Source organism: Micromonospora craniellae (assembly GCF_014764405.1).
GTDB classification, from domain to species: domain Bacteria; phylum Actinomycetota; class Actinomycetes; order Mycobacteriales; family Micromonosporaceae; genus Micromonospora; species Micromonospora craniellae.
This window is the reverse complement of sequence record NZ_CP061725.1, coordinates 4,949,702-4,960,012: the sequence shown is the minus strand read 5'-3', so window position 1 is coordinate 4,960,012 and position 10,311 is coordinate 4,949,702. Positions and strand designations below refer to the sequence as shown.

Annotated in this window: 8 protein-coding genes and 2 pseudogenes; 5 read left to right on the top strand and 5 right to left on the bottom strand. The window is 66.4% G+C overall.

Translation table 11 applies throughout. The annotated features are described in order from the left end of the window. Positions 1-38 precede the first annotated feature (38 nt). Positions 39-1,181, bottom strand: a complete 1,143-nt coding sequence (locus ID554_RS22610) for a serine/threonine-protein kinase (protein ID WP_117230877.1) — start codon at positions 1,179-1,181, stop codon at positions 39-41. 167 nt (positions 1,182-1,348) lie between these two features. On the opposite strand from ID554_RS22610, the pseudogene ID554_RS22605 reads away from it, so the two are divergent. Beyond that, positions 1,349-1,838, top strand: a pseudogene (locus ID554_RS22605) (type I restriction enzyme endonuclease domain-containing protein); the annotation flags it as partial. 56 nt (positions 1,839-1,894) lie between these two features. Here the strand turns inward: ID554_RS22605 and ID554_RS22600 are convergent. Next, positions 1,895-2,575 (bottom strand): DEAD/DEAH box helicase family protein, encoded by a 681-nt coding sequence (locus ID554_RS22600; RefSeq protein WP_147333592.1) that lies wholly within the window; start codon positions 2,573-2,575, stop codon positions 1,895-1,897. Positions 2,576-2,584: 9 nt separating this feature from the next. After that, positions 2,585-3,808 carry an NUDIX domain-containing protein gene (locus ID554_RS22595; RefSeq protein ID WP_158573852.1) on the bottom strand — a complete coding sequence of 408 codons (1,224 nt, stop codon included), beginning with the start codon at positions 3,806-3,808 and terminating at the stop codon, positions 2,585-2,587. 74 nt (positions 3,809-3,882) lie between these two features. Here ID554_RS22595 and ID554_RS22590 point away from each other — a divergent pair, with 74 nt between their 5' ends. Beyond that, positions 3,883-3,993: a transposase gene (locus ID554_RS22590; RefSeq protein WP_199489298.1), complete on the top strand. Its 111-nt coding sequence runs from the start codon at positions 3,883-3,885 to the stop codon at positions 3,991-3,993. 91 nt (positions 3,994-4,084) lie between these two features. On the opposite strand, the gene ID554_RS22585 is transcribed toward ID554_RS22590, so the two are convergent. Beyond that, positions 4,085-5,416, bottom strand: a complete 1,332-nt coding sequence (locus tag ID554_RS22585) for an IS110 family RNA-guided transposase (RefSeq protein WP_117230875.1) — start codon at positions 5,414-5,416, stop codon at positions 4,085-4,087. A 338-nt stretch (positions 5,417-5,754) separates the two neighbouring features. Further along, positions 5,755-7,086, bottom strand: a complete 1,332-nt coding sequence (locus tag ID554_RS22580; RefSeq protein WP_117230875.1) for an IS110 family RNA-guided transposase — start codon at positions 7,084-7,086, stop codon at positions 5,755-5,757. A 247-nt stretch (positions 7,087-7,333) separates the two neighbouring features. Here ID554_RS22580 and ID554_RS22575 point away from each other — a divergent pair, with 247 nt between their 5' ends. The 3 genes and pseudogenes from ID554_RS22575 to ID554_RS33185 all read left to right on the top strand — a co-directional run. After that, entirely contained in the window at positions 7,334-7,945 is a 612-nt protein-coding gene (locus ID554_RS22575) for an IS5 family transposase (RefSeq protein WP_223884200.1), read from the top strand. Between the two features lie 521 nt (positions 7,946-8,466). Beyond that, complete coding sequence (gene ltrA / locus ID554_RS22570; protein WP_199489335.1) at positions 8,467-9,930, top strand: group II intron reverse transcriptase/maturase; 1,464 nt, start codon at positions 8,467-8,469, stop codon at positions 9,928-9,930. Between the two features lie 111 nt (positions 9,931-10,041). Further along, positions 10,042-10,161: pseudogene (locus ID554_RS33185) on the top strand (IS5/IS1182 family transposase); the annotation flags it as partial. Positions 10,162-10,311 lie beyond the last annotated feature (150 nt).

Below are 10,311 nucleotides of genomic sequence, written 5' to 3'. Positions count from 1 at the left end.
CCGCTCCTCGTTCTGCTGTTCGACCGCCCTACACCCTGCTACAGGGTCGGTTTAGCCGCGTAGGCGGCTCGCAACTCCGCCGCCACTCGGCTGGACGCCGGCCGTCGCGCCGGACGTTCCCGAAGCCGAACCGGCGGCTCAGGGGCCTCGGGCTCCGCGATCTCTGGCTCCTCCGCTTCCACAGGCTTGGGAGTTGCCGGCGGCACATCAAGCGGCCCGGCCGCATCCGAGTCGCCCCCAGTACTCAACTCGTCGAGCCTTGCCTCGATCGACGGCGGCGGCACTTGGCCCTCCCGCAGACTCGGATTTCGGCCTGCGGTCCTGGCAATGAGCGCCAACCGCGCGTCGGCTGGACTGATGGAGGCGTCCGCCAGCAGTTCGGCACAGGCAGCAGCCACATCGGGAATCGTCGGACGTTCCTCGGCCTCGAAGGCGAGCATCCTCCGCAGGAGTGGGAGCAGGCGGGCGGGGACCCCAGTTAGATCCGGCTCGATCTCAGGGTTCGTGATCTGCCAGATGATGGCCTGCCACGACGGCCCGTCGTACGGATAGTGCTCGGCCGCCGCGAATAGAAGAACTGTCCCCAGCGCGTAGACGTCGGCCGCCGCGGTGACCCGCGGGTTCCCGCCGGCCTGCTCGGGCGGCATGCAACGCACCGAGCCAATGATCATCCCGCTGGTCGACAGCGAGTCGTGCGATGACGAGGCATCGACGAACGCTGCCAGGCCAAAGTCGATGATCACCGGGCCGTCTGCGCCAAGTATCACGTTCTGCGGCTTCAGGTCCCGGTGCAGCAGGCCGGCGCCGTGCACCGCCTCCAGCCCTTCCGCGACGAGCGCGCCAAGGCTTGCCACCAGAGCTACGGGCAGCACCTCGTGCTCGCGTACGTACTCCTGCAGGGTGTAGCCCGGGACGTACTCCATCGCCAGCCAGGGACGGTCCGCGTAAGGGTCCGCTTCCAGGAACCGGGCAATGCGATTCGTGCCGATCACCGTCCGGGCGACGGCGGCCTCCCGTTCGAACCGGGCGCGGGTGACGGGATCCAGCCGATCGCTTCGGATGACCTTCACCGCCACAGGCGAACCCGCCGGCGAGTATGCGAGGAACACCTCACCCATCCCACCGCTGCCGAGCTTTCGACTGCACGCGTATCGGCCGATGTGAGACGGTAGCTCACTCATTCGACATTCTGCGCCTTCCACCCATCGTGCAGCCAGATCTACTCCGGTCAGTGTGCCGAAACGGCACACTGAGCGCGAGCCGCGACGCGCTCCATGGCCAAATCAGCGACGTCGCTGGGGCTAAAAAGCTGGCATTCACACCTCTTCAGTCCCTTGACGTCGCCATAGCCTCGTCGCTGCGCCGGCTGATGGAGCGGACGATGCGTGAGGTCACCAAGCACGACGTGGTTCGGCCGAACGCTTCTCCGCTCAGCTCAAAAGACCTGATGAACCGGCTACATGCGCCAGCAGCTGACCAGCGCGCAGCTGATCGTCGAGCTGGTGTCTGCGGACGCCCGGCGCGGCCAGCAGTTCGACCCTCCGCTCAACCACGCCGAGCTGGCCTTCTACGACGCCGTCGCGCAGAACGGCGCGGCCACCGAGCTCATGGGCGTCGGCACCCTCGCGGAGATCGCCCGAGAGCTGGTCAAGTCGATCCAGTCGTCGATCACGGTGGACTGGTTCTCCCGCGAACCGGTACGCGCCAAGCTCCGCAGCCACATCCGCCGCCTACTGGCCCGCTACGACCACCCGCCCGACCACGAGCGGGCCGCCGTCGACCTGGTCATCCGCCAGATGGAAACCTTCGCCAACGAGTGGGCCCCGGGAGGACAGGCCCGGCCGCCCAGCGGTGACGGAATCGGCGCTACGTGCGTCTGCTTCGGTTATCCAGCCTATGCATCCGACGGTGCGGCCAATCGGCCGAGCACGGGCGTGAGGCCCGCCTCGGTGTTGACCGCGATGCCCGCCGTGGCGTCGAGTGGTAGCAGTGGCAGGACTGTGTAGGAGGAGGTAGCCATCCCGGCTACCAGCGCCTTGAGGTAGCGGACATAGGAAGGCGGCAATTCTTCACGCTGCGACAGCCGGGTGAGGATCAGATCCAGCCCTGCTGGCTGCTCCGGCGGCCGGAGCTCTATCGACATGCACGCTTCGACGGCTACGAGGTGACGTACATGCTGTTCGAGTCGCGCGCGGTGCTGGCCGGTGGATGGAGATCGCAGCCGAGGGTCGTCCGGCGAGGGTATGCCGGTCTTTTGGTGGGCCAGCGCCGAGCAGATCACCGTCTTGGGGCCACGGTCAACGAGCACAACGTCGCGAGCGCCGCGGGTTCCGGCTGTCGTGATCAGCGATTCGATTCGGCGTGTCTTGGCTTCGAGTAGTGCATGGGCGATCTGGACGCCCGGGGTTGTCCGCACCCAGGGGCCGAAGTCCTCCGGTGCGGACAACTCGTTCAGGTAGGTCCACAGCGGCGGTGCGTGCGTGACGGTTCGCCCGTGTGCAACCAGGGCCCGGCCGAGGTTGGCGATGAGGGTGGACTTGCCGCTGCCGTCGGGGCCGTCGATGAAGACGATCATTGTCGCTGCTCAGGTGGCCTGGATCGTGGTGCGTCGACTGTCGCGGGCGGCTGCGAGATGGTGCAGTTCCTCCAACGCTGGAGGCACCTGACTGGCGAGCTGCTCGGCTCGGATGAGGTTGGCCGCACCGGTGCGGCGGTAAGCGTCGTAGTCGTCGAGGAGCCGCGCAGCCTCAGTGCCGGGCCAGTGCTGGTCGAGGGTGGCCACGACGTCGGGCAAGCGGAGCAATCCATGTGCGTCAACGGTGAGGGCGGTTTGGCGGGCAGCGCTGGACAGCACTGCCAGGGTACGGCGGGCGCGATCGATGCGGTCGATGTCGGCGGGTGTCGCCGCCTGGCGCAGGTAGGCGAAGTCGCGTAGATGACCGATATCGGCGGCCAGGTTGGCGGTGTGGGGCACTTCCGGCAGCGACGCTGCGCGAGTGCCGGCCACGATCGGGACGTCGATGTGGGTTCGACGCAGGACGGCGTGCAGCTTCATGGCGTGCAGCCGCTCGAGCCCATCGGCACCGTCTCCGTCGGAGCGGGCGAGGTGCAGTGAGATGCGGATGCCGGTTTGGTGGCTGACCTCGTCCGCGAACTGGCGCAGGGCGACGGCGGCCGGGGACGCGGATTCGAGTCCCCAGGCGATGAGGTCGAGGTCGCTCCAGCCTTCGATGAAGTCTCCGCGTGCGCCAGAGCCGCATAGGGCGGCACCAGCACCGGGATGCTTGGCCAGCAGGGCGTTGGCCTGGCGGCTGAAGCCCCATACCGCTTGGCTGAGGGTGTCGCTGTAGTCGAGCGGGCCGCTGCGGCGCCAGGCGATGATCTCGTCGGCCCGTCGGACGTACTTATGGAAGCTGGCGTGGCTCGCGGCGGTCAGCGCGTCGGGCAGGTCGTGCCATTGTGCGGCGACAAACCCTTCGGCCTGCCGTGCGGTGGCAGTCGTGTCGGTGGCCGCGACGAGGAACCAGTCGACGGTCTTCCGCGCTGGCGTGCCATCGTGGTCGGTGAAGCGGTATGCCTCCTGTCCGAGGAAGGCGACGTAGCGCATGTCGTGCAGCCCGGCCTCTTCCGATACTTCCCGGGCGGCGGCGATCAGCGGCGACTCGCCCGGCTCGATGCGCCCTTTCGGGGCGACTACCTGGCGCTCACCGGTGGTACGGATCTGCTCTAAGAGACCGTCGGGTAACCGGCTCGGGGCGTTGTGTGACGGCGAGACACGTCGATGCGGGACGCTCGACAAATAGGTCATCCCCGCCATGATCGGGTTGTGTGTGCAACGTAGACCTTGGCGGGGATGACGCCCGCTCATGCTATCCGTCGAGCTTGACCGACGCGATGTGGGCGATCCTGGCCCCTCTCATGCCGGTGCGTGACCTGCGTAGAGGCGGCCGGCCCCGTAAGTGGGACGACCGGCTGATCCTCGACTCGATCTGACCGGTAAATAACCTGGACCACGGCGGGTTTCGGGTGCACGGAGCTGCCCGGTGGTCGGGGCGGCCGGCCGGTGTGGGGTAGGGCGGGTTGGTCAGGCGGTGGGTTGCAGGGTCACGGTGAGTCCGAGGGCTTCGAGTTGTCGTACGAGGCTGGCGGTCTTGCGGGTGGTGTCGACACGTCGTTCGTGGAAGTCGGCACCGAGGTCGTGGAATCGGGCGTCGGGGCTGGCCAGCAGATGCCAGACGATGACAAGCATGGATCGGGCGATGGCGACGAGGGCTTTGCTCTTGCCGCGGCGTTTCACCAGGCGTCGGTAGCGTTGAGCGAGGAAGGTGTCACCGCCGCGGGCTGCGGCGGCAGCGGCCATGCCGAGCGTTCCTTTGAGGTAGGGGTTGCCCTTGCCCGCTTTGCCGGCGCTGAGGCTGGTTCCGGACTGGATGGTCCGTGGGCAGAGCCGTGCCCACGACACCAGGTGCGCCGGGGTAGCGAAGCGGCTCATGTCGAGGCCGATCTCGGCGATGATCATCTGGGCGGATTCTGTGCTGATGCCCGGGATCTCGCAGAGCCGCTGCCAGGCAGTGCTCACGGTGATCTCATCTTGGGTCGGTATGGCGTCACCGGATGGTCGTGGTGGATCGATCTCGGCCAGCACAGCGGCGATGCGGTCGCTCAGGTGCGCGATCTGCGTGTCGAGACGGTCGATCTGGTCGAGCAGGATGCGGGCCAGTTCACCGTGGTGCTCCTTGAACCGTCCGGTCAGTGCTTCGATCAGCGCCGTGCGCTTACCGCGCATGCGGCCACGAGCCAGTTCAGCCAGTGTGTTCGGGTCATGCTCACCGCGGATGAGCGCCTCGATCATGTCCCGTGTCGACAGCGTCCGTAGGCTGGATGCCACGGTAGTGACCTTGATCAGCGCGTCTTCGAGGAGTTTCTCCATCCGCTGCAGATTGCGGGTCCGGTCACGGATGAGATCGACCCGCATACGGGTGTAGTCACGCAAGGCCCGGATCGATGCCGGCGGCACGAAGGAAGGCCGCAGCAAGCCCTTCTCGGTGAGCTTGGCCAACCACACCGCGTCGAGCTTGTCGGTCTTTGGCCGGCCCGGCACGTTCTTCACGTCCCGGGCATTGACCAACTGCACGTCCAGGCCGGCGGCCTCCAGCAGGTAGAACCAGATCCGCCAGTAATCCGACGTGCTCTCCACGGTGACCTTCTGCACCTCGGCGGCGACAAGTTGGGCGGCGAGGTCGGTCACCGCGTTGGTCGTCGCGGCGACCTGCCAGACCCGGCTGCTGCGTCGTCCGGCGGGGCTGGGCAGTCGGGTGCAGACTGTCCCGAACTCCTTGGCCACATCGATCGCACATACCCGCGCCAGGACCTGCTCACTGTCGGCGTCCGGGATCTCCTCGGGCACATCACGCATCCGCTATGTCCTCCCCTCACCCCGTGATCGACTGGAACACCAGGGCTGGTCACCCGGGGGCCTCGGTCGGGAACCGAAAATCTGACCGGCGTGCTCGAAGCAACAGTGCGTGACCCGTCAAGGTCGGGGCCCCGGCGCCAGACTTCTACACGGCCTTCAAAGACCAAGATCGCGCGGCGTCGACGGGTGACCAGCGCACCATTTTCACGCCTGCGAGGCGTGCGGGAACCGACCGGGTGACTTCTGACCGGTAAATAACCTGGACCACGGCGGGTTTCGGGTGCACGGAGCTGCCCGGTGGTCGGGGCGGCCGGCCGGTGTGGGGTAGGGCGGGTTGGTCAGGCGGTGGGTTGCAGGGTCACGGTGAGTCCGAGGGCTTCGAGTTGTCGTACGAGGCTGGCGGTCTTGCGGGTGGTGTCGACACGTCGTTCGTGGAAGTCGGCACCGAGGTCGTGGAATCGGGCGTCGGGGCTGGCCAGCAGATGCCAGACGATGACAAGCATGGATCGGGCGATGGCGACGAGGGCTTTGCTCTTGCCGCGGCGTTTCACCAGGCGTCGGTAGCGTTGAGCGAGGAAGGTGTCACCGCCGCGGGCTGCGGCGGCAGCGGCCATGCCGAGCGTTCCTTTGAGGTAGGGGTTGCCCTTGCCCGCTTTGCCGGCGCTGAGGCTGGTTCCGGACTGGATGGTCCGTGGGCAGAGCCGTGCCCACGACACCAGGTGCGCCGGGGTAGCGAAGCGGCTCATGTCGAGGCCGATCTCGGCGATGATCATCTGGGCGGATTCTGTGCTGATGCCCGGGATCTCGCAGAGCCGCTGCCAGGCAGTGCTCACGGTGATCTCATCTTGGGTCGGTATGGCGTCACCGGATGGTCGTGGTGGATCGATCTCGGCCAGCACAGCGGCGATGCGGTCGCTCAGGTGCGCGATCTGCGTGTCGAGACGGTCGATCTGGTCGAGCAGGATGCGGGCCAGTTCACCGTGGTGCTCCTTGAACCGTCCGGTCAGTGCTTCGATCAGCGCCGTGCGCTTACCGCGCATGCGGCCACGAGCCAGTTCAGCCAGTGTGTTCGGGTCATGCTCACCGCGGATGAGCGCCTCGATCATGTCCCGTGTCGACAGCGTCCGTAGGCTGGATGCCACGGTAGTGACCTTGATCAGCGCGTCTTCGAGGAGTTTCTCCATCCGCTGCAGATTGCGGGTCCGGTCACGGATGAGATCGACCCGCATACGGGTGTAGTCACGCAAGGCCCGGATCGATGCCGGCGGCACGAAGGAAGGCCGCAGCAAGCCCTTCTCGGTGAGCTTGGCCAACCACACCGCGTCGAGCTTGTCGGTCTTTGGCCGGCCCGGCACGTTCTTCACGTCCCGGGCATTGACCAACTGCACGTCCAGGCCGGCGGCCTCCAGCAGGTAGAACCAGATCCGCCAGTAATCCGACGTGCTCTCCACGGTGACCTTCTGCACCTCGGCGGCGACAAGTTGGGCGGCGAGGTCGGTCACCGCGTTGGTCGTCGCGGCGACCTGCCAGACCCGGCTGCTGCGTCGTCCGGCGGGGCTGGGCAGTCGGGTGCAGACTGTCCCGAACTCCTTGGCCACATCGATCGCACATACCCGCGCCAGGACCTGCTCACTGTCGGCGTCCGGGATCTCCTCGGGCACATCACGCATCCGCTATGTCCTCCCCTCACCCCGTGATCGACTGGAACACCAGGGCTGGTCACCCGGGGGCCTCGGTCGGGAACCGAAAATCTGACCGGCGTGCTCGAAGCAACAGTGCGTGACCCGTCAAGGTCGGGGCCCCGGCGCCAGACTTCTACACGGCCTTCAAAGACCAAGATCGCGCGGCGTCGACGGGTGACCAGCGCACCATTTTCACGCCTGCGAGGCGTGCGGGAACCGACCGGGTGACTTCTACGTGCTGCGGTCGGGCTGTGCGTGGCGAATGATGCCGCGTGATCTGGCGCCGCCGGATGCGGCGCATCGCTGGTTCACCGCTTGGCGTAGAAACGGGACGTGGGATGCGATCCACGACGAGCTTCGCCGGCAGGTACGGGTGGCGGCGGGTCGTGGGCCGGAGCCGACCGCGGCGGTGTTGGACGCCCAGTCGATCAAATCCAGCGAGGGTGGCGAATGCCGTGGGTTCGATATGGGCAAGAAGACGACAGGCCGTAAGCGGCATCTGGTTGTCGACACGATGGGGTTGATCCTGGTGGTGATGGTCACCTCCGCCTCCGTCAACGACCGTCCTGGAGGCCGGCGGATCCTGCAACGACTGGCCGAGGCATTCGCCACCGTCGCGCTGGTGTGGGCCGACGGCGGCTACGCCAACAGCATCGACTCCAGCCTGTTGAGCTGGGCAAAGGACAAGCTCGGAATCCTGCTGGAGATCGTCAAGCGCACCGACGATGTCAAGGGCTTCAAGGTCCTGCCGCGTAGGTGGGTGGTGGAGAGGGTGCGCCGTGAGGCGCTGATTGATCGAGTGGAGGTGAGAGACCTTCGCCGCCGTCCTGTCGCAGCAGGGTGGTGAAGCTGGGGGCAGCCTGATCCGGGAGGTGCCGGGGAGGGTGGCAAGCGGCCCCGACAACGCCGGGACGTAACCAGTACTGCCAGATGGCGCGGGTCCGGCAAGCGAGACGGAGAGGTATACGCGAGGAACCGGTGTCTGAAGCCTCCTAACGATCCCTACCAGCTCGAACCTGGCGGATGTGGGCTGGGTGCGGTGCGTCCTGGTCCTCTTCTCTCGGGACGGGGAACTCCTGCGGCTGCTGACGTTCGGCGGTCCGGGAGGCCACGGTGAAGTGCTGCGGGGTAGCCGTGGCGATGCCGCGGGGGTATAGCCGGGTGCCTCCTTCGTCGAGCGATCAGTCAGTGAACACGGGAACTTTCCCGGCTTTGCCCGGGGCCGTCTCAGCCAGAGACGACGCCTCGGGTTGGGTTCACCGTCGGCCGATCGGGTCGGGAGAGGGCGGAGCCGCCGTAGTACTCCGAGGCCGGGAGAGCCGGTCACATGGGGAAGGGCGGCAGCGAGATCGCAAGGGAGGTACTGCAATGCCCGAAGACACGGTGGTGGATACCGCCGTCACGTGGCCGACCCCGGAAGAGGCATGGACGCGGGTACGGGGAATGCAGATCAAACTGCACCGTTGGGCGGCGGCCGACCACGGTCGCCGGTTTGACGATGTCTACAACTTCGTCAGCGACCCCGCCACGCTGGTCGTGGCGTTGCAACGGGTCGCCGGGAATGCCGGAGCCCGCACTGCCGGAGTGGACGGCGTCACCGCTGTCCACGTGAGCATGGCCGGGCCCGAAGTGTTCCTGGACCATGTCCGTTCCCTGCTGAAGACCGGCACGTTCCGGCCACTACCAGTACGGGAGAAGATGATTCCCAAGACCGGCGGGAAACTACGCCGGCTGGGGATACCGACCATCACGGACCGTGTGGTCCAGGCAGCGCTGAAGCTGGTCCTGGAGCCCATCTTCGAGGCGGATTTCCAGCCTTGTTCGTATGGGTTCCGGCCGAACCGGCGCGCGCACGACGCGATCGCCGAGATCCATCATCTGGCCACCGCCGGTTACCGGTGGGTGCTGGACGCGGACATCGAGGCGTGCTTCGACCGTATCGACCACCCGGCCTTGATGGGTCGGGTGCGAGCGCGGGTGAAGGACAAGCGAGTGCTCGCGCTGGTGAAGGCGTTCCTCAAGGCCGGGATCATGACTGAGCTCGGCGAGCGGAACGAGACCACGTCCGGCACACCCCAAGGAGGGATCCTCTCACCACTGCTGGCCAACATCGCGTTGTCGGTTCTCGACGAGTTCTTCGTCGAGCAATGGGCGGCAGCGGGCACCGGCCAGCAGCGCAGGCAACGACGCGCCAAAGGACTGGCGACGTGGCAGTTGGTCCGCTACGCCGACGACTTCCTCGTCCTGGTCCATGGCAACCAGGAACACGTCGAGGACCTGCGCGACCAGGTGAGTACCGTTCTGGCGACGATGGGCCTGCGCCTATCTGAGTCCAAGACCAGGATCACCCACCTTGCCGACGGGGTCGACTTCCTCGGCTTCCGCATCGTCTGGAAGCGGAAACGAGGAACGGACAAGTGGCATGTATACACGTTCATCGCCGACAAGCCGGTCCAGGCGCTGAAACGGAAGATCAAGTCACTGACCCGCCGGTTGTCGCACCTGAGCTACCGGGAGACGCTGGTCAAGATCAACTACATCCAGCGTGGATGGGCCAACTACTTCAAGCACGCGGTCGCCAAGCACACCTTCTCCCACCTGCAGAACTTCATCTGGTGGCGAGTGATCAACTGGGTGATGCGCCGCAACCGCATGACCTGGAGAGCCATCCAGCGATGGCTGCGCACCCCGCAAGGGTGGCAGCCCATCGCCTTCGACGGGGTCGAGTTGTTCAAGATGGCGAAGGTCCCCGTGACCCGATACCGCTATCGCGGCACCAAGATCCCGAACCCCTGGCAGCCCACACCGACAAGCCCACCCCCAACGGCATGACCTCGTGGAGAGCCCGGTGCGGTGAGAGTCGCACGCCGGGTTCGGCGGGCGGGTCCGGGAAACGGACCTGGAGCAATCCAGGCACCGCGCCCGGGCCCGACCCAACACGTTCGGACGTTCGGCTGGCTGGTACGTAATCGGCGTCTGGCCCGGGACTACGAGCGGTTGACCGTCAACTCTGAGGCCATGATCAAGGTAGCGATGATTCGACTCATGACGATACGTCTGGCCGGGCAGGCGGTCCGGTGGAGCAACACTACCGAACGCGAAGCCGCCCGACGTATCAACGCTGAACGACTTATCGCCACGTAGTCACCTGGTTACCCGACGGTCTCTAACAGCAGCATCTGCGGACGGTTCAGGTCCGCGCAGACAACGATC

Coding starts and splice junctions, on each gene's coding strand:
- ID554_RS22595 (WP_158573852.1), bottom strand. CDS start 3,808: ATGACCTATTTGTCGAGCGTCCCGCATCGACGTGTCTCGCCGTCACAC.
- ltrA (WP_199489335.1), top strand. CDS start 8,467: ATGCCCGAAGACACGGTGGTGGATACCGCCGTCACGTGGCCGACCCCG.
- ID554_RS22600 (WP_147333592.1), bottom strand. CDS start 2,575: ATGATCGTCTTCATCGACGGCCCCGACGGCAGCGGCAAGTCCACCCTC.
- ID554_RS22585 (WP_117230875.1), bottom strand. CDS start 5,416: ATGCGTGATGTGCCCGAGGAGATCCCGGACGCCGACAGTGAGCAGGTC.
- ID554_RS22610 (WP_117230877.1), bottom strand. CDS start 1,181: ATGAGTGAGCTACCGTCTCACATCGGCCGATACGCGTGCAGTCGAAAG.
- ID554_RS22580 (WP_117230875.1), bottom strand. CDS start 7,086: ATGCGTGATGTGCCCGAGGAGATCCCGGACGCCGACAGTGAGCAGGTC.